The following is an 18,480-nucleotide window of genomic DNA, read 5'->3' as shown; positions in this document are numbered from 1 at the left end:
GACGACCGACGCCTACGCGCCGTCGTCGACAGGGCGAACGTTGCCTGATGCGGCACTAGAAGCCGGTAGTGCAGGGCACTCCATCGGCACATACTGCGGTGTTCTATGGTGTACTACGGTATTGCGAGCTTATGATGCGGGCGTGGTGAAGGGCCGTGCAGTCGGTCGCCGCTATCGGCTCCACGTCGCAGCGAAGAGGCGGCTCTGCTGGGCGGTGATCGCCTGCCGTGTCCGCGACCGGTGAGTCTGGGAGAGGTGGAGTCGTGTCCGATCGATATCACAGTCTGCACGTCGCTCCTCCGCAAGCCGGATACGAGAGCGTGGCCTGGTGGCCGGCGGCTCCTCGCGCCGACCGGATCCGGGTCCGCGAGCACACCTGCGACTGCCGGACGCTCTCCTACGAGTTGTGCCAGGGCGGCGGGTTGATGTTCATCCGCCGGACGTACCGATCCGGCGGCGTGCTCATCGAGGAAAGCGACTGGATGCCGACGGCTCAGGCCGAGCAGCTGTGGAGGCGGCTCCTGCTCGGTGAGGTCCGATGACCGCCTGCCTCCTACAGGCGGAGAACGGAGGAATCCGATGACGCGATGGTTGTCCCAGCTCCTTCCGGCCGAGTGGACGCAGGCCGAGGCGGCCGACATGCCCGTGGTCGACGGGTGGGAGGTCGAGCTGAGCGCGTGGGGCGTCTACTACGCCCGCCGCATCCCAGATCGGGTGCTGACGCTCGATGAAGTCCGGGCGGGGCTCTCGCGTTACCTGGTCGCGCGCACTGAGGGGGAACTCCTGCGACAGGCGGAGGAACAGCGCCGGATCGCCGATGTACTGCGGACGCAGCCTCCGGCCTGCCCCTACTGCGGGCGCGGTCCCGAAGAGGCACCGCTGATCGTGACCGTGGACGAGTCGTCCGTCACGGCGGAGCGCTGCGCCCGCAGCTACCAGCCTGATGCCCCCTGCAGGCATGAGGACGTCGAGTGGACCTATCAGCGGCCCCTGCCGGACGGGGCACGCTGCCGGGCCTGCGGGACCTGGTGGCGGCTGGATCTGATCCCGTACTCGGTGGCGGAGCGGCTTACCGGGGGCATTCCTCCTCGTGAGGACGTTCGGCCGTCCGCAGACGAGCGTAGGCATTCATGATCTCGCCCGCTGCGGCATCCGGGCTCAGGCGATCGGTGTGGATGCGCAGGTGAAAGAACCCCGCGTCGGCGTGCGCCTCCAGGTCGGCGAGCGTCTCGTCCCAGGCGGTCAGGCGCTTTTCGGTGTCGGGGTCGCCGCGTTCGGCCGATCGCTGGGCGGTGACCTCGCGTGGCACCCACAGCAGTACCCGGAGCCAGGAATCCGGCTCCCGGCCCATGAGCTTGCGGAGGTCGGGGATGTTGCCCATGTGCACGACGGAGACGTAGCCGGCGGCTTGGCGGTCTTCGACGGTCTGCCGGTCGACGGCGTAGACGTTGCCGTACCGGTGGGTCTCGACCAGCAACCGCCCCGCCTGCCGGAGCTTGTCCAGGTGCTCGGCCGAGACGAACTCATACCCGTCGGCGCGGCCGGTGCCGACCTTGAGCTTGGGCAGCAGCACGCACCACGGGTCCAGGCGGTGCAAGGCGGCGGTGATGGTGTCCTTGCCGCTGGCCGGCGGGCCGTACAGGACGATGCCGTACGGGCTCACGTCAGGATCCGCTTGAGCGCTTCGCGGGTCTGGTCGGCAAGGCTGATCGCCGCGCCGAGCCGGTTGTCCACGGTGACGTGGGCGGTGGGCGGGCTGGTCTCGACGGCCAGACCTTCGGCGTACTGCTCCCAGTTGTCCAGCTTCCAGGCGTCCCGGGCGGCGCCGCGGAACTCGATGTACTCGCGCATGGACTCGGGATCGCAGCGGACCCAGATCGCCGCCACATCGATGCCCTTGGCGGCGCACCGGTTCTCCAGGCGGGTGAACCACGCCTCGTCCTTCAACTCGGCGATGAACGGCGCCGACAGGATGGTGGAGGTCCCGATGTTGAGATTGTCCCAGGCGGTCTCCATCAGGCACCGGTACTCCAGCGGCCGGACCTCCTTGAGGTACAGGTCGCTGTGGCGGTCGTTGGGGTCGCCGCCGAGGGAGACGAGCAATCGCTCCACGATGCACCGGGTCAGGGAGTCCTTGTCCAGGAACGCCCAGCCGGTGATGTCGGACAGGAAGCGGGAGAACTCGGTCTTGCCCGATCCGGCGTACCCGCCGACGAGCACCAGGATCGGCTTGGGGCTGCCTCCGCCGTGGCGTCGCCTCCAGGCGTCAACCACGCGATTGCGGAGCAGCGCCTCCGGAGAACCGTCGGAGGTGATGCCGCCGATGGAGACCTTAGTGAACGCTTCCTCGATGACCTGGGCGGCGGCGTTGTCGGCTGCGGGATCACTGGGCGCAGGCAAATCGGAAATCACAATTTCCGCTTTCTGTGATTCACCGGGCAAAGCAGGACGAAAGCCGAGTTCGGGCTCGGTGGCCTGGTAAAGCAGGCAGTAAGCACGCCGGTAGTGCGGTCCGGGGAACACGGTTCCCTGTTCATGTCCCCAGAGGGTTTGGAAGTTGGCCGCGGGGACGCTCAGGCCGTGTCGGCTGGCGGCCTGGCGGAGCCGTTCGCCTGCGGCCTCCAGGGTCAGGCCGTGGGCTTCGCGGTGTTCCCGCAGGCGGGAGGGGGTCCAGCCGGGGCGCTGGGTCGTCTTCATTGCATACCTTCGCCTTCACGCTGCGGTGGGTGGTGCGCGGTGTGCGGTCGTGCATGTGAAAACGCTTGTGTAAACGGTCGTTGAGACGCACTGAAACGGACTGAAGAAGCTTAACTAGATCGGCGTGATACCGAAACTTCCCTGCTCACGGTGAACTTGAGTCATTCCGAAAGGCGACAGGAACCGCGCAGCCAGGGAGGGCACGATGAGAGCGGACCCGCAGCGGATCATCTGGGAACTCGACGCGATCCGGGCAGAGCTGGACGAGTTGGCCTGCCGGATCGGTGAGATCACTTCCGCTCTTGGAACACCGCCGACTCCAGAGCGGCGAGCCGATCCCCGAGATCCTTGAGACTCTCGCGCATCGCGGCGAGTTGGCCGAGGATCTCGCCGGTCTCGCCGGCGGGCTGCGGCTCGCGGGCCGCGGCGGGGGCCTGGTGGACGAACACGCCCTTGCCCTGCTGGCCGATCACCAGTCCTTGCGTGCGCAGGACGCTGATGGCGGACTTGACCACGCTGGCGGAGACGTCGAACCGCTCGCACAACTGGGCGATGGACGGCAGGGCGGCACCGGGCGGAAGTGAACCGGTGCGGATCTGCTCGCTCAGTTCGTCGACGATCTGCAGGTAGGCCGGTCGGCCGCTCTTCTCCACCATCGGCGTTCGTCTCGTCTCGTCGGGTCTCATCTGCTGTGTCTCGCCTCCAGTTCAGCACAGCGCCGTAAAGAAACCAACCAGGGAGCCAAAGCACTCATTGACAACTTGGGATTCCAAGTGTTCCATGACTCCTAAGCATCCCATCGAACGAAGGAAACGATCATGCGTACCATCCCCATCCCCGTCGACGTCACCAAGCTCAACATCACCTGCGTCAAGCCGCCCAAGCCGCGCCTGGTCAACAAGGACACCGGCGAGATCAAGCGCGACAAGGACGGCAACGTCATGTACGAACTCACCCTCCTGATCGAGGACGAGTTCAACCGCATGGAGCTGGTCAAGGTCTCCACCTCGCCCGAACCGTCCGTGATCGCGGGCGAGGAGGTCGTCCCGGTCGGCCTGGTCGGCTACGTCTGGGAGCAAAACGGCCGGTGGGGCATCTCCTACCGGGCACAGACCTTCATCCCCGCCGGTGCCGGCAGGACGGGGGCGGAGCGATGATCGACCTCGGCCACCCCCTGTTCAAGGTCCTCGCCGCCCTGCTGGTGCTCATCGCCTGGCGGCGCTGGGCTCCGGTCTCCTACTGGTACCTGATCGTCTTCCCCCGCAAGGCGGTGCGGCTGCGCTGGACCTGGCGGCACGTCGCCTCCGGGTGCGGGCTGACCAAGAAGCGGCTGCGCTGGTGGTTCACCACCGTCCCCGGCCTGATCGCCTCGACCGGCGTCGTGAAGGTCCGGCGGCGCTTCCAGCGGGTGGAGGTCGACACCAAGCCGTGGATGGGCCTGCCCCGGCCCACCCGCAACGGCTTCCGGATCACCTTCCACCTGCTCGACGGCCAGGTGCCCGACGACTACGCCAAGGTCTGCGAGCGGCTCGCGCACGCCTGGCGGATCGAAGCGGTCCGCGTCGTGGGCTCCCGGCCCGGCCGCGTCACCCTCCAGGGGATCACCCACGACCCTTTAACCCTTGTCGCACCCACCGCTCCGCCGGCTGAACCGTCCGGCGGCTGGCGCACCGAGGACCTGCTCCGACCGGTCGTCGGGGTGCTGGAGAACGGCGCGGCCTGGCGAATGGACTTCCGGCTCATCCCGCACTGGATGAACGCGGGCGCCACCCAGTCCGGCAAATCCAACCTGATCAACGCGCTCCTGGTCGGCCTGGCCTCGCAGCCGGTCGCGCTGATCGGCTTCGACCTCAAGGGCGGCATGGAGCTGTCGGCCTATGAGGCGCGGCTGACGGCGCTGGCCACCACCCGCGCCGAGTGCCTCGACCTGCTCAGTGACCTGGTCGCGGTCATGGGGGCGCGCATGCTCGCCTGCCGCCGCTACGGGGTGCGCGACATCTGGCAGCTCCCGGACGCCTTGCGCCCCATCCCCATCGTGGTCCTGGTCGACGAGCTGGCCGAGTTGTTCCTGACCGCCGACAAGGCCGAAAAAGACCAGGTCACCCGGACGGCTACCGCGCTGCTGCGGATCGCCCAGCTCGGCCGTGCCCTCGGCCTGCACCTGGTGCTGTCCGGCCAGCGGATCGGCTCCGACCTCGGCCCCGGCGTGACCGCGCTGCGCGCCCAGATCGGCGGACGCGTCTGCCACCGGGTCAACGATCCCGAAACCGCCGTGATGACGCTCGGGGACCTCGACCCTGACGCGCTGGTGGCCGCCCGCTCCATCGCGCCGGAGCAGCCCGGCGTGGCCGTGGTCACCGGCTCGGACGGGCGCTGGTGCCGGGCGCGCTCCGGCTACGTCTCTACCGATGCCGCCCAGCGGGCCGCCGAAGCCTTCGCCGACGTCACGCCGTCGTGGGCTCAGGTCGCCGCCTCCGGCCTCGGCCACGAACTGCCGTACGAGTCCAGCCCCGAACTCGTCGCCTGACCCCTCACGCCCCTGAAGAAGGGAGGAACAACGATGACCGCGAACGCTCCTCGTCTGGCCGTACGGCTGGCGGACACGGCTCCCGTGCTGATCCTGGCGCTCATCGCCGGGGCCGGCAGCTTCACCCACATCCGCGACACCGCCACCGAGCACGGCCAGTCCGGGCCGATGGCGTGGGCCGTGGCCGTCTGCGTCGACCTGACCTGCGTCATGGCCGCGCGGGAACGGCAGCGCGACAAGAAGACCGGGCGGGAACGGAACGGCTGGATCTCCTGGCCGACCCTCGTCCTGGTCGGCGGGATCACGCTGTCCCTGGCGGCGAACCTGGCCCAGGCCGAACCGTCCGCGTGGGGGTGGATCTGCGCCGCGACCCCCGCCGGGGCGTTCCTCATCGCGGTCTCCATGCTGGAACGCCGCGCCTCCGGCCCCCGCCCCGAACCGTCCCCGGCACCCGCTCCCGTGGCGGACGCCGTACCGGAAACCGTCCCCGAACCCGGCGCGCTCACCCCGCTGCCCGGCCTGGCCGTACCCGCTCAGAACGACGGCCAGAACGACCGGAACGCGGCCGGTCCGGCGGGGGCGCTGCTCGACTACGCCCGCCGCATCGCCGACGAACACCACGCCCGGCACGGAAAACCCATCACCCGCGACGCGCTGCGCGCCCGGCTCGGGGTGTCCAGCCAGCTCGCCTCCGACCTGCTGCGCGCCCTGCACGGCAACCCCGAACCCGCCTGACCCCCGAAGGAGAACCCCCATGAAGATCCGCATCGACGGCACCTACGCCGAACTCGCCTACGCCCTCAACAAGATCCGCACGATCCTGCCGGTCGGCTCCGTCTCGCCGATCTTCCCGCTCCACGAACGGCCCCACACCTGGCGCGTGTTCGTCAACACCGCCCCCAAGCGCGACGGAGGGAGGTGGATCACATGACCGACGACTCAGGCGCCCCCGCTCCGCTCGTCGTCCCCGCCCCGAAGCGCTGGGTCTGCTGCGACTGCGGCGGGACCGGCGTCGACAGCCTCGGCCAGACCTGCGAACTGTGCGAGGGCCTCGGCTTCTGCTGAGCCTCTCAGCGCCCCCGGCGTGACCACACATCCGCCAAGACGTCCGCCACGTCGGGGGCCATCCCGCACCGAACCTCACAGTCCAGAAGGGACGGAACCCATCATGCCAAGCCCGCACGCCGTAGCCGGGATGATCTCCCGGCTCAACGACCCCCACTACGCCCGCTGGGCCTCCCAGGTCCGCCGGACCGGCGGATGCCGACAGCCGATCCACCTACGGGGCCGCGTCGACCACATCGACCAGGCCACCGGGGAACTCATCCACCGCTACAGCACCCGCACCGAGCCCGGCGGCGTCCTGCGGGTGCCGTGCAAGACCCGGCGCGCGTCCCGCTGCCCGGCCTGCGCCGAGACCTACCGGGCCGACACCTACCAGTTGATCCGCGCGGGCCTGATCGGCGGCAAGGGCGTCCCGGAGACGGTGACCGCGCACCCGTGCCTGTTCGTCACCCTGACCGCCCCCTCCTTCGGCTCCGTCCACACCCGGCGGGAGAAGAACGGGAAGGTCCTCCCGTGCCACGCCCGCCGCGACGCTCCGACGTGCCCGCACGGACGGGTCATGTCCTGCACCGCCCGGCACGGCTCCGAAGAGACCTGCCTCGGCGAACCGCTCTGCCCGGACTGCTACGACTACGCCGGAAGCGTGCTGTTCAACGCCCTGTCCCCGGAGCTGTGGCGGCGCTTCACCCTGGCCCTGCGCCGGCGCCTGGCCAGAGCCGCGGGTCTGACACAGCGGGAGCTGCGCGAGCAAGCCGTGGTGTCCTTCGCCAAGGTCGCCGAGTACCAGCGGCGCGGCGTCGTCCACTTCCACGCCGTCATCCGCCTCGACGGCCCGGACGGGCCGACCTCCCCACCTCCGGCCTGGGCGACCGCTGACGCGCTGGCGGACGCCGTACGGCATGCCGCCTCGGCCGTGGCCGTCACCGCCCCGGCCGTCACCGACGAGCCCGCCCGGGTGCTGCGCTGGGGCGCTCAGCTCGACGTCCGCTCCATCACCATGGGCGGGGAGCTGACCGAACAGGCGGTGGCGGCCTACATCGCCAAGTACGCCACCAAGGCCGCCGAGTGCGTCGGCACCCTCGACCGGCGCATCAACCCCCTCGATGACCTGGCGGCCCTGCCGATCCGCGAGCACGCCCGGCGGCTCATCGCCGAGTGCTTCCGCCTTGGGGTGTTCGCAGAGCTGGCCGATCTCCGGCTGCCCCAGTGGGCGCACATGCTCGGCTTCCGGGGCCACTTCTCCACCAAGTCCCGCCGCTACTCCACCACCCTCGGCGACATCCGCGAGGAACGCACCGAACACATGCGGACCGAGGCCGTCAGCACCGGGCGGCTTCCCCTCTTCGAGGAGGACACCGTCCTCGTGATCGCCGAGTGGGAGTACGCCGGACAGGGCTACTCGCTCGGTGACGCCCTCCTCGCCGCCGCATTGATCGGTGTCCCGCTGGCCGATCCCGGAGGACAGCGATGAAGACGATGGATCGTTTATGGACAGTGGATGAGGTCGCCGCCTACCTCGGGGTACCGGTCGCGACCATCTATCAGTGGCGCTGCAAGAGGATCGGTCCGCCCGGCCGCCGGATCGGCAAGCACCTGCGCTACCTCCCCGAGGACGTGTATGCGTGGGTCCGGGAGCAGACATGACCGTCTACGACCGCTGGCACAAGATGGAGAAGCAGCCGGACGGCACCACCAAGAAGGCCCGTAGCGCCGAATACGGTGTCGGTGACCGCTGGCAGGTCCGCTGGCGCGACGAGTCGGGAAAGCAACGCAAGAAGAACTTTCCCAAGAAGACCGGCAACGACCCCAACACCTGCGCGGAGGCGTTCGACGCTCAGGTGACCAGTGATCTGAACCGCGGAACCTACATCGACCCGAACGCCGGAAAGATCACGCTCAAGGAGTACGGAGAGCAGTGGCTCGCCGCCCAGACCTTTGACCGGTCATCGCACGAACAGGTGGAGCTCCGCCTACGGCTCCACGTCTACCCGGTGCTCGGAGACAAGGAACTGAGGTCTCTCCGGCCCAGCACGCTTCAGGCCTGGCTGCGCGGTCTTCAGGTCAAGCTCTCGCCCAACTACGTACGCACCGTCTTCGTCCACCTCTCCGCGCTCCTCAACGCGGCGGTGGACGACGAGCTCATCAGCAGGAATCCCTGCCGAGCCGGATCGGTGAAACCGCCCAAGGCCGAGTCCAAGAAGATCACACCATGGTCGGCTGAACAGGTGAGAGCCGTGGCCGACGCCATCACCCAGCGATACGAAGTCATGGTCCAAACGGCCGCGGCACTGGGGCTCCGGCAGGGAGAGGCGTTTGGCTTGGCCGTCGATGACGTCGACCTGGCGGCCGGTATCGTCCGCGTGCGCAGGCAGATCAAGATGCTGGCCGGCCGTCAGATGCTCTTCGCACCGCCGAAAGGCGGAAGGGTCCGTGACATCCCGCTTCCGGAGAGTCTCGCCCTCCGATTCTCGGAGCATCAGGCGGCTTTCCTGCCGGTGGAGGTCACGTTGCCGTGGCGGACGCCGGACGGGCCACCGCACTCGGCACGTCTGCTCTTCACGACCAGGCTGCACACGCTGATCAATCGGAACGAGTTCAACCAGTTCGTCTGGAAGCCGACGCTCGGCAAGGTGGGCATCCCTGCGACCAGAGAGAACGGCTTCCACATGCTCCGCCATCACTTCGCCTCGGTGCTCCTGGAGCGGGGCGTGTCGATCAAGGCCGTGGCGGAGTTCCTGGGGCACGCCGATCCCGGATTCACCCTGCGGACCTACACGCACCTGATGCCTTCCAGCGAGGACCGCATGAGGCAGGCCGTCGACGACGTCTGGTCGATGAACCGAAGTGCCCTGGATGTGCCCTGAGACGCACTCGTCACGAGGTCGCCGCAGGTCAGGGGCCCGCCCGATCAGAACATCGAGATGTGCACGTGGTCGATGTGGTTGGCGGTGTTGCCGCCGCGGTCGGACATCATCCGCCAGCCCGCGCCGGTCCGCACGTCGTAGTACTTCTGCTGCCAGATGACGTACATCACGCCGAGCCGCCGCCCGTTGGTGATCGCCCACTGGGCCAGGCGGTCGCCGCGGGCCCTGGCGTCGGGGGTCGGGACCCGGCCGCCGGCGCTCAGCATGAAGTCGCAGGCCCGGCCGCTGCCGTGGTCACCTGGGTCGCCGGGGCGCAGGCAGCCGTAGCCGTACGGCATCGGGAAGTTCTGCAGCACCAGGTTGCGCATGGTGACCGTGCGGGCGGTCAGGCCGCCGCTCCCCGACGGCTGCTGGAAGCCGTACTTGGCCAGCAGCGTCTCGATCTTGACGCGGTCCTTCTTGAGCCTGGCGATGTCCCGCTGGAGCCGGGTGATCTCGGCGGCGGCCTTCTTCTCCGCCTTCTTCGCCTCGGCGATCAGCTCCTTGACGCGGAGGAGCTGGGTGGCGCGCTGGCTGGCGAGGTAGGACATGGCCGCGGCCTGGTCGAGGACGGCTCCGGCGTCGCCCTTGAAGCTCAGCAGGCTGCCGCTGTCCAGCGGGCCGCCCATGTAGGTGGTCTGGGCGAAGCGGACCACGTCGGTCTGCGCGGTGGCCAGGGCCCGCTTGAGGCTCTTCGCGGTCTCGGTGGCCTTCTTGGCCTTGACCCGGGCGTCCTCCAGGGTCTGCACCTGGCCGCGGTAGAGCTTGTTGAGCTTGCCCGCCTCGGCCGTCAGCTTCTTCAGCTGGGCCTCCGGGTCGAGCCGGGTGGTGTGTCCGGCGCTCGCGCCTGCCATCGCGGGAGTCAGCAGGAGCGCCGCGAGCAGGACACCCAGCATCGCCGGGCGGCTCGGTCGCACGCTTCGCTCACCTCCAGAGCCCCTTGCGGACCGAGCGAAACTATAGAAGAGGATCTTCAAGCCCGCCACCGGAACCGTGGAACTCGTACACCTTTGATGGACTGTCTACCAGTTTGTGAGATTTGGACAAAATTTCCGGACATGCCCTCAGAGCAGGGAAAGGAGACGGCCTTCCGCCGGGCGAGGACGTGTCACGGCATGACAAGAGGGTACGGCTCCGGCCGCCCTCCCGGCGGCCGAGTGCGGAACACCGCCGAGGCCGCCGACGAGCCCTTGCCATCATCGATAGAACATGATTCGGTCTCATAGACGGTAGGCCTTGTGAAGCGCTTCCTCCCGCATGACACTGTCCGAGCAAGCACTCGCTCGGAAAACCGGCTCCGGTCCGCCCACCAGGAGGCAAGACATCATGCGCCAGCACGACACGCTGTTCATCGGAGGCGGCTGGGTCGCTCCCGCCGGCACCGGGACCATCGACGTCATCTCGCCCCATACCGAGGAGGTCGTCGGCCGCGTCCCCGAAGGCACCCCCGCCGACATGGACCGCGCGGTGGCCGCCGCCCGCCATGCCTTCGACCACGGTCCGTGGCCCCGGATGACGATGGCCGAGCGCGCCGCCGTCGTCGGCCGGCTCGCCGAGATCTACGCGGCCCGGCAGGGCGAGATGGCGGAGATCATCACCGAGGAGATGGGCTCGCCCATCACCTTCTCCCAGATGGCCCAGGCCCCGCAGCCGCTCGGCATGCTGCAGTACTACGCCGGGCTCGGCGCGACCTTCCCGGTGGAGGAGGAGCGGCCCGGCACGTTCGGCCCGGTGACCGTACGGCGCGAGCCCGTCGGCGTGGTCGCCGCGATCGTCCCGTGGAACGTCCCGCAGTTCGTCATCATGATCAAACTGGCCCCCGCCCTAGTCGCGGGCTGCACGATCGTGGTCAAGCCCGCGCCGGAGACCCCGCTCGACGCCTACCTCCTGGCCGAGATGGTCTCCGAGGCCGGGATCCCCGACGGCGTCGTCAACATCGTCGCCGCCGGGCGCGAGGCCGGTGAGCACCTGGTCTCCCACCCCGGCGTGGACAAGGTCGCCTTCACCGGCTCCACCGCCGCCGGCCGCCGCATCGGGAGCATCTGCGGCGAGCAGCTCAAGCGCTGCACCCTGGAGCTCGGCGGCAAGTCCGCCGCGATCATCCTGGACGACTGCGACCTGTCCTCCGCGATGGGCTTCCTGTCGATCGCCTCGCTGATGAACAACGGCCAGGCCTGCGTCGCGCAGACCCGCATCCTCGCCTCCCGCAACCGCTACGACGAGGTCGTGGACGCGGTCGCGGCGATGGTCCGGGGCATGCCGGTCGGCGACCCGGCCGACCCGGCCACCGGCATCGGCCCGCTGGTCGCCCAGCGCCAGCAGGAGCGGGTGGAGGACTACATCAGGATCGGCATCGACGAGGGCGCCAAGCCGGTCGTCGGCGGCCTGGAGCGCCCCCTCGACCGGGGCTGGTACGTCGCCCCCACCGTCTTCGCCGGCGCCACCAACGAGATGCGGATCGCCCGCGAGGAGATCTTCGGCCCGGTCCTGACGGTGATCCCCTACGAGGACGAGGCCGACGCGGTCCGCATCGCCAACGACAGCGACTACGGCCTGGCGGGCACGGTGTGGACCGCCGACACCGAGCGCGGCATGGAGGTGGCCCGCCAGGTGCGCACCGGCACCTACGGCGTCAACCTCTTCATGATCGAGAACAGCTCCCCGTTCGGCGGCTTCAAGAGCAGCGGCCTCGGGCGCGAGCTCGGCCCCGAGGGCCTGGCGGCCTACCTGGAGTACAAGTCCATCGCCCGCCTGGGCTGAGTCCCGGCCGCCCCGCGCCTCGACGCCCCGATGCCCGGCGCCCTGGTGTCCCGGCGTTCGATATCCCGACGGCCAGCGGCCCGATGAGTGTGCCGGTACGGCTCCCGCCGGCCGTACCGGCACACCTGCCCGGCGGATGAACCGCCCAGCGCGCCCCCGCGACGCTGGGCGACCGCCCGACTGCATGAAGTATGCCCCACGACCACCGGTTGGCAGTGGTTCGTGTCCCGCGGGCTTCTCCCGGCGGATTTCATCCATCCACTGTAGGTAGACGCCTTTTATCCCCGATCGGTTCGGGAGATGACGTCGAGAGTCTGGCGGGCGATCTCCAGCTCCTCGTCGGTGGGGACCACCGCCACCGTGACCCGCGAGCCGCCGGCCGAGATCACGCCCTCGCCCGCCGCGTTGAGGTCGGCGCCCAGGACGATCCCGAGCCCCTCCAGACCGCTCAGGGACCGCTCCCTGACCAGGGCGGAGTTCTCCCCGATGCCGCCGGTGAACGCGATCACGTCCACCGTCCCGAGCACCGCGTAGTAGGCGCCGACGTACTTGCGCAGCCGGTGGCAGTAGACCGCGTGGGCCAGCTCCGCCTCCGGGTCCCCGGCGGCCACCCGTTTCTCCACCGCGCGCATGTCGTTGTCGCCGCAGAGGCCGAGCAGACCGCTGCGCCGGTTGAGCAGCTCGTCGATCCGCTCGACCTCCATCCCGGCCTCGCGGCGCAGGTGCATCAGCACCCCGGGATCCACGTCGCCGCTCCGGGTGCCCATGACGAGCCCCTCCAGCGGGGTCAGGCCCATGGAGGTCTCCACGCACCGCCCGCCCGCCACCGCCGAGGCGCTGGCGCCGTTGCCCAGGTGCAGCACGATCACGTTGGGCCCGCCGGGGCCCGGCCGGTCGGCCAGCCCCGCCGCCGCACGCGAGACGTAGGCGTGGGAGGTGCCGTGGAAGCCGTAGCGCCGGATGCCGTACCGCTCGGCGGTCTCGCGGTCGATCGCGTAGGTCGCGGCTGCGGCCGGGACCGTGCAGTGGAAGGCGGTGTCGAAGACCGCGACCTGCGGCAGGTCGGGGCGGATCCGCCGGGCCACCTCGATGCCCGCCAGGTTCGCCGGGTTGTGCAGGGGCGCCAGCGGGATGAGCCGCTCGATCCGCTCCGCCACCTCGTCGGTGATCAGCGTGGGCTCGGTGAAGTCCCGGCCGCCGTGGACGACCCGGTGCCCGATCGCGGTCAGCTCCGGCGAGTCGATCCCGAACCCGGCGGAGGCCAGTTCCGCGGAGACCGCGTCCAGCGCCGCGCCGTGGTCGGCGACCGGGGATCCCGGCTCGCCGATCCGCTCCACCAGGCCCGAGGCCAGCCGCGCGGCCGTCCCCCGCCCGTCCCCGTCGCCGTCGCCGACGGAGAGCAGCCGGTACTTCAGGGACGACGATCCGGAGTTGATCACCAGGATGTGGGTCATCGGGCTTCTCCCTGGGCCTGGATGGCGGTGATGGCCACCGTGCTGACGATGTCGGTGACCAGCGCGCCGCGCGACAGGTCGTTGACCGGCTTGCGCAGGCCCTGCAGGACCGGGCCGACCGCGACCGCCCCGGCCGAGCGCTGCACCGCCTTGTAGGTGTTGTTGCCGGTGTTCAGGTCAGGGAAGATCAGTACGGTCGCCCGCCCGGCCACCTGGGAGCCGGGCAGTTTGGCCGCGGCGACCCGGGGGTCCACCGCCGCGTCGTACTGGACGGGCCCCTCCACCAGCAGGTCCGGCGCCCGCTCGGCGACCATGGCGGTGGCCTCGCGGACCTTGTCGACGTCGGCGCCGCTGCCCGAGCGGCCGGTGGAGTACGACAGCATCGCGATCCGGGGCTCGACGCCGAACCGCTCCGCCGTACGGGCCGAGGAGATCGCGATGTCGGCGAGCTGCCCGGCGTCCGGGTCGGGGTTGATCGCGCAGTCGCCGTAGACGAGCACCCGGTCGGCCAGGCACATGAAGAACACCGAGGAGACGATCGAGGTGCCCGGGACCGTCCTGATGACCTGGAAGGCGGGCAGGATCGTGGCGGCGGTGGTGTGCGCGGCGCCGGAGACCATGCCGTCCACGTCACCCCGGTGCAGCATCATCGTGCCGAAGAAGTTGACGTCGGTGACCACGTCCCTGGCCCGCTCCAGGGTGATGCCCTTGTGCGCCCGGAGCGCGGCGTACTCCTCGGCGAAGGCGTCGCGCAGCGGCGAGCTCAGCGGGTCGGTCACGGTCACCCCGTCCAGGTCGAGGCCGAGGTCGGCGATCCGCCGCCGGACCACGTCCTCGCGGCCCAGCAGGGTGAGGTCCACGATGCCGCGGCGGACGAGGACGTCGGCGGCCCGCAGGATGCGGTCCTCCTCGCCCTCCGGCAGCACGATGTGCCTGCGGTCGGCCCGCGCCCGCTCCAGCAGCGTGTGTTCGAACATCATCGGGGTGACCCGCTCGGAGCGGGCCAGCTCGATGCGGTCGGCCAGACCGGCGGTGTCGACGTGCGCGTCGAAGTGGCCGAGCGCCGTCTCGATCTTGCGGGGGTTGTCCGCGCCGAGCCGCCCCTCCAGCCCGGCCAGGGTGGTGGCCACGGTGAAGCTGTCGTCGGCGGCCGCCAGCACCGGCATGCCGGGGGCCAGCCGCGCGGTGAGCGCCCGCACGTCGGCGGTGGGCTCCTCGCCCAGCGTGAGCACCACGCCGGAGGGGCGGGCCGTGCCGGCCGCCTCGGCGGCCAGCGTGGCCAGCAGCAGGTCGGACCGATCGCCGGGGGTGATCACCAGCGCCCCGTCCACCAGGTGCGAGAGGAACAGCGGGATCGTCGCGCCGCCGAACACGAACCCGGTCACGTCCCGGCGCAGCCCGTCCTCCTCCCCCTGGATCTGCTCGGCCCGCACGGCCTGCGCCACCTGGCCGACGGTCGGCGCCGACAGCGACGGGTGCTCGGGGATGACGTAGAACGGCACCGGCAGGTCGGGGTCGACGGTCATCTCGGGCGGGACCCGGTTGGCGATCACCGCCAGGACGGTGCAGCCCAGGTCGGAGAAGACCTGGTAGCCGGTGCGCATCTCCATCGCGATCTCGTCGGCGGAGTCGGCGTGCGCGCCGACCACCACGATCACCGGGGCGCCGAACTCGGCGGCGAGGCGGGCGTTGAAGGCCAGTTCGCGGGGGAGGTCGTCGGTGGCGAAGGAGCTGCCCAGCACCAGCAGCGCGTCGCACTCGCGCTCCAGCGTGTGGAAGCGGGCGACCAGCCGGCCGATCAGCTCCTCCGCGCCCCGCTGCGCGTAGATCTCGGCCGCGTCCTCGGCGGTCACCCCGATCGCCGAGGCGGCCGGGCGGTATCTGTCGTCGAGGAGCTCGGAGGCGCGCTCGCCCCGGGCGATCGGCCGGAACACGCCGGTGCGGCCGACCCGGCGGGTCAGCAGCTCCATCAGCCCGAGCTCGACGATCTGCCGGCCGTCTCCCGGCCCCAGACCGGCCACGTAGATGCTCCGCATGCGCATTACCCCCGCCTCGACCCGTTGCCGTGCACACCAGGACTAAACCATGGCCGCCCATCGCCCGATCCGGCGGATCAGGGCGGGCGTGGCCGCCGTCTCCGCGTGGCCGTACCCGGGCTCCACCCACAGCTCCTTCGGGTCCCGGGCGGAGTCGTGGATCTGGTGCGCGTGGTCGAGCGGGAAGAACGCGTCGGCGTCGCCGTGCACGACCAGCAGCGGCGCCGGGGCGATGTGCGCGGCCGCCTCGTACGGCGCGGGCGGGACCGGGTGCCAGGGCTTGTGGGAGATCCGCGTGCCCTTGCCCAGCCGCGCCGCCAGCCGCCCGGCCGGCCGCTCGATCGCCCAGTGGACCTGCCGCATCGGCCGGGTCCCCCGGTAGTGCCAGCGGGCGGGGGCGCTGACCGCGACCACGCCGTCCACGCCCTTCAGCAGGCCCGCGTGCCGGAGCGCCACCGCCCCGCCCATCGAGAACCCGACGGTCACGACCCTGGTGTAGCCGACCGCCCGCGCGTGCCGCACCGCCGCGTCCAGGTCGTGGATCTCCAGGTCCCCGACGGTCGACTCCCCGCCGGACCGGCCGTGCCCCCGGAAGTCGAGCGCGACCACCCCGCCGAAGGCGCTGAGCACGTGGGCGATCCGCCGGGTGGTCCGCTCCCTGAGCGATCCGGTGAAGCCGTGCGCCAGCACGATCCCCAGGTCCCCGCCGCCGCCTCCCGGCGGGGTGTGCGCGGCGTCGATCCGTACGCCGTCCCGGGTGATGAGCGTCGCGGGGAAGGAGGGGGCCAGGGGCATGTGCCGAGCTTAGGCAGTGCCGGTGCGGCGTCCGCACGGCGCCCGCCCGGAACCGTACGGCGCCCGCCCCGGGGTCCGCGCGCAGGTGAGCCGGGGGCGCGGCCGGGTATCCGGAAGGTGAGCGCGCGGGTGTCCGGGAGGTGAACGGGAAGCGCTTGACGCCGAGAGCGCGTTAGCGAAGGCGGGAATCAACTAAAATGGTACGGCCGCACGTCCGCGGCCAGCCTCCACGATCACAGAGTGAGACTCCATCATGCCTTTGAACAGCCGCGACGACCTGCGGAACATCGCGATCATCGCGCACGTCGACCACGGCAAGACCACTCTCGTGGATGCCATGCTCTGGCAGTCCGGGGCCTTCCGGGCCAACCAGGACGTGGACGACCGTGTCATGGACTCCAACGACCTCGAGCGCGAGAAGGGCATCACCATTCTCGCGAAGAACACCGCCGTCAAGCACGGCGGCATGACCCTCAACATCATCGACACCCCCGGCCACGCCGACTTCGGCGGCGAGGTCGAGCGCGGCCTGTCGATGGTCGACGGCGTCGTGCTGCTGGTGGACGCCTCCGAGGGCCCGCTGCCGCAGACCCGGTTCGTGCTGCGCAAGGCGTTCGCCGCCAAGATGCCGGTCATCCTCTGCATCAACAAGGTCGACCGCCCCGACGCCCGGATCAAGGAGGTCGTGGACGAGGTCTACGAGCTCTTCATGGACCTGGACGCGACCGAGGAGCAGATCGACTTCCCGATCGTCTACGCCTCGGCCAAGGCCGGCCGGGCCTCGCTGAACCGTCCCGAGGACGGCGGCATGCCCGACTCCGAGAACCTGGAGCCGCTCTTCCAGGTCATCACGGAGACCATCCCGGCGCCGACCTACGACCCCTCGGCCCCGCTGCAGGCGCACGTCACCAACCTGGACGCCTCGTCCTACCTGGGCCGGATCGCGCTGTGCCGCGTCCACCAGGGCACCATCAAGAAGGGCCAGCAGGTCTCCTGGTGCCGCACCGACGGCACCATCCAGAAGGTGAAGATCACCGAGCTGCTGATGACCGACGCGCTGGAGCGCAAGCCCGCCGAGGAGGCGGGCCCCGGCGACATCATCGCGATCGCCGGCATCCCGGAGATCATGATCGGTGAGACGCTCGCCGACCCCGAGGACCCGCGCCCGCTCCCGCTGATCACCGTGGACGAGCCCGCCATCTCGATGGTCATCGGCACCAACACCTCGCCGCTGGTCGGCAAGGTCAAGGGGTCCAAGGTGACCGCCCGCATGGTCAAGGACCGCCTCGACAAGGAGCTCGTCGGCAACGTCTCGCTGCGCGTGCTCCCGACCGAGCGCCCGGACGCCTGGGAGGTCCAGGGCCGGGGCGAGCTGGCGCTGGCCATCCTGGTCGAGCAGATGCGCCGCGAGGGCTACGAGCTGACCGTCGGCAAGCCGCAGGTCGTCACCAAGACGATCGACGGCAAGCTGCACGAGCCGGTCGAGCGCCTGACCGTCGACTGCCCGGAGGAGTACCTCGGCGCCGTCACCCAGCTGCTGGCCGTCCGCAAGGGCCGCATGGAGCACATGACCAACCACGGCACCGGCTGGATCCGGATGGAGTTCGTGGTCCCGGCCCGCGGCCTGATCGGCTTCCGGACCGAGTTCCTCACCGAGACCCGCGGCACCGGCCTGGTCCACCACGTCTTCGAGGCCTACGAGCCGTGGTTCGGCGAGCTGCGCACCCGCAACAACGGCTCCCTGGTCGCCGACCGCTCCGGCCCGGTGACCCCGTTCGCCATGCTCAACCTGCAGGAGCGCGGCGTGCTGTTCGTCCAGCCGACCACCGAGGTCTACGAGGGCATGATCGTCGGCGAGAACTCCCGCTCCGACGACATGGACGTCAACATCACCAAGGAGAAGAAGCTCACCAACATGCGCTCCTCCACCGCGGACGAGACCGAGAAGGTCATCCCGCCGCGCCAGCTCTCCCTGGAGCAGGCGCTGGAGTTCATCCGCGAGGACGAGTGCGTGGAGATCACCCCGGACGCCGTGCGCATCCGCAAGGTCGTCCTCGACGCCTCCGCCCGCGGCCGCAGCGCCGCCCGCGCCAAGCGCGGCGGCTGAGCGTCCCGACCGGCCCCGGCCCCCGGGTGCCGCCGGAACGGCCGCCGGGCGGCGCCGGAACGGCCGCTGGGCGGTGCCGGACCGCCGCTCCGGGGTCCGGACGACCCCGCAGCACGACCTGACCGACCGAAGGGCT

At 70.4% G+C, this 18,480-nt stretch carries 19 protein-coding genes; 12 read left to right on the top strand and 7 right to left on the bottom strand.

What is annotated here, in order from left to right:
- The first annotated feature begins 263 nt into the window (after window positions 1-263).
- Window positions 264-542 carry a hypothetical protein gene (locus tag IEZ06_RS22790; protein ID WP_189238726.1) on the top strand — a complete coding sequence of 93 codons (279 nt, stop codon included), beginning with the start codon at window positions 264-266 and terminating at the stop codon, window positions 540-542.
- Window positions 543-579: 37 nt separating this feature from the next.
- A complete protein-coding gene (locus tag IEZ06_RS22785; protein WP_189238725.1) occupies window positions 580-1,134 on the top strand; it encodes a hypothetical protein in 555 nt (184 codons plus the stop codon).
- Here IEZ06_RS22785 and IEZ06_RS22780 read toward each other — a convergent pair.
- The 3 genes from IEZ06_RS22780 to IEZ06_RS22770 all read right to left on the bottom strand — a co-directional run bounded on the left by IEZ06_RS22780 (window position 1,070) and on the right by IEZ06_RS22770 (window position 3,383).
- Window positions 1,070-1,663 carry a guanylate kinase gene (locus tag IEZ06_RS22780; protein WP_189238724.1) on the bottom strand — a complete coding sequence of 198 codons (594 nt, stop codon included), beginning with the start codon at window positions 1,661-1,663 and terminating at the stop codon, window positions 1,070-1,072. The two genes, IEZ06_RS22785 and IEZ06_RS22780, sit on opposite strands and share 65 nt — an antisense overlap.
- Window positions 1,660-2,400 carry a P-loop nucleotide/nucleoside kinase family protein gene (locus IEZ06_RS22775; protein ID WP_229798567.1) on the bottom strand — a complete coding sequence of 247 codons (741 nt, stop codon included), beginning with the start codon at window positions 2,398-2,400 and terminating at the stop codon, window positions 1,660-1,662. The genes IEZ06_RS22780 and IEZ06_RS22775 overlap by 4 nt, the downstream gene beginning before the upstream one ends.
- Before the next feature lie 587 nt (window positions 2,401-2,987).
- On the bottom strand, window positions 2,988-3,383 hold the full coding sequence (locus tag IEZ06_RS22770; protein ID WP_229798565.1) for a winged helix-turn-helix domain-containing protein: 396 nt from the start codon (window positions 3,381-3,383) through the stop codon (window positions 2,988-2,990).
- Window positions 3,384-3,515: 132 nt separating this feature from the next.
- Here IEZ06_RS22770 and IEZ06_RS22765 point away from each other — a divergent pair, with 132 nt between their 5' ends.
- The 8 genes from IEZ06_RS22765 to IEZ06_RS22730 all read left to right on the top strand — a co-directional run bounded on the left by IEZ06_RS22765 (window position 3,516) and on the right by IEZ06_RS22730 (window position 9,153).
- A complete protein-coding gene (locus IEZ06_RS22765) occupies window positions 3,516-3,854 on the top strand; it encodes an SCO3933 family regulatory protein (protein ID WP_189238722.1) in 339 nt (112 codons plus the stop codon).
- The gene (locus tag IEZ06_RS22760) at window positions 3,851-5,224 is read left to right on the top strand and encodes an FtsK/SpoIIIE domain-containing protein (RefSeq protein ID WP_189238721.1); all 1,374 of its coding nucleotides are present in this window, start codon (window positions 3,851-3,853) and stop codon (window positions 5,222-5,224) included. Before IEZ06_RS22765 ends, IEZ06_RS22760 begins: the two co-directional genes overlap by 4 nt.
- A gap of 33 nt (window positions 5,225-5,257) precedes the next feature.
- Window positions 5,258-5,959, top strand: coding sequence for a DUF2637 domain-containing protein (locus tag IEZ06_RS22755; RefSeq protein WP_189238720.1), 702 nt, complete (start codon window positions 5,258-5,260; stop codon window positions 5,957-5,959).
- A gap of 19 nt (window positions 5,960-5,978) precedes the next feature.
- On the top strand, window positions 5,979-6,155 hold the full coding sequence (locus IEZ06_RS22750) for a hypothetical protein (protein WP_189238719.1): 177 nt from the start codon (window positions 5,979-5,981) through the stop codon (window positions 6,153-6,155).
- Window positions 6,152-6,289 (top strand): hypothetical protein, encoded by a 138-nt coding sequence (locus IEZ06_RS22745; RefSeq protein ID WP_189238718.1) that lies wholly within the window; start codon window positions 6,152-6,154, stop codon window positions 6,287-6,289. Before IEZ06_RS22750 ends, IEZ06_RS22745 begins: the two co-directional genes overlap by 4 nt.
- A gap of 103 nt (window positions 6,290-6,392) precedes the next feature.
- Entirely contained in the window at window positions 6,393-7,760 is a 1,368-nt protein-coding gene (locus IEZ06_RS22740; RefSeq protein WP_189238717.1) for a replication initiator, read from the top strand.
- A complete protein-coding gene (locus tag IEZ06_RS22735; RefSeq protein ID WP_189238716.1) occupies window positions 7,757-7,933 on the top strand; it encodes a helix-turn-helix transcriptional regulator in 177 nt (58 codons plus the stop codon). The genes IEZ06_RS22740 and IEZ06_RS22735 overlap by 4 nt, the downstream gene beginning before the upstream one ends.
- Window positions 7,930-9,153 carry a tyrosine-type recombinase/integrase gene (locus IEZ06_RS22730; RefSeq protein ID WP_189238715.1) on the top strand — a complete coding sequence of 408 codons (1,224 nt, stop codon included), beginning with the start codon at window positions 7,930-7,932 and terminating at the stop codon, window positions 9,151-9,153. The genes IEZ06_RS22735 and IEZ06_RS22730 overlap by 4 nt, the downstream gene beginning before the upstream one ends.
- Window positions 9,154-9,197: 44 nt before the next feature.
- Here IEZ06_RS22730 and IEZ06_RS22725 read toward each other — a convergent pair whose 3' ends face one another.
- On the bottom strand, window positions 9,198-10,109 hold the full coding sequence (locus IEZ06_RS22725) for a coiled-coil domain-containing protein (RefSeq protein WP_189238714.1): 912 nt from the start codon (window positions 10,107-10,109) through the stop codon (window positions 9,198-9,200).
- A 409-nt stretch (window positions 10,110-10,518) separates the two neighbouring features.
- Here IEZ06_RS22725 and IEZ06_RS22720 point away from each other — a divergent pair, with 409 nt between their 5' ends.
- The gene (locus tag IEZ06_RS22720) at window positions 10,519-11,952 is read left to right on the top strand and encodes an aldehyde dehydrogenase (RefSeq protein ID WP_189238713.1); all 1,434 of its coding nucleotides are present in this window, start codon (window positions 10,519-10,521) and stop codon (window positions 11,950-11,952) included.
- 278 nt (window positions 11,953-12,230) lie between these two features.
- Here IEZ06_RS22720 and IEZ06_RS22715 read toward each other — a convergent pair whose 3' ends face one another.
- From IEZ06_RS22715 to IEZ06_RS22705, 3 genes are read right to left on the bottom strand one after another with little or no spacing between them, the layout of a single operon-like run.
- Window positions 12,231-13,406 (bottom strand): acetate/propionate family kinase, encoded by a 1,176-nt coding sequence (locus tag IEZ06_RS22715; RefSeq protein ID WP_189238712.1) that lies wholly within the window; start codon window positions 13,404-13,406, stop codon window positions 12,231-12,233.
- Window positions 13,403-15,442, bottom strand: a complete 2,040-nt coding sequence (gene pta / locus IEZ06_RS22710; RefSeq protein WP_189238711.1) for a phosphate acetyltransferase — start codon at window positions 15,440-15,442, stop codon at window positions 13,403-13,405. Before pta ends, IEZ06_RS22715 begins: the two co-directional genes overlap by 4 nt.
- 42 nt (window positions 15,443-15,484) lie before the next feature.
- Window positions 15,485-16,237, bottom strand: a complete 753-nt coding sequence (locus IEZ06_RS22705; protein ID WP_189238710.1) for an alpha/beta hydrolase — start codon at window positions 16,235-16,237, stop codon at window positions 15,485-15,487.
- Window positions 16,238-16,490: 253 nt separating this feature from the next.
- On the opposite strand from IEZ06_RS22705, the gene typA reads away from it, so the two are divergent.
- On the top strand, window positions 16,491-18,344 hold the full coding sequence (typA, locus tag IEZ06_RS22700; RefSeq protein ID WP_189238709.1) for a translational GTPase TypA: 1,854 nt from the start codon (window positions 16,491-16,493) through the stop codon (window positions 18,342-18,344).
- The last annotated feature ends 136 nt before the right edge of the window (window positions 18,345-18,480 follow it).

Origin of the sequence: Planomonospora antibiotica, assembly GCF_014647955.1 — a bacterium.
Classification (GTDB): Bacteria; Actinomycetota; Actinomycetes; order Streptosporangiales; family Streptosporangiaceae; genus Planomonospora; species Planomonospora parontospora.
The sequence above is the reverse complement of the archived record's forward strand: the minus strand, read 5'-3'. Positions and strand labels throughout refer to the sequence as shown.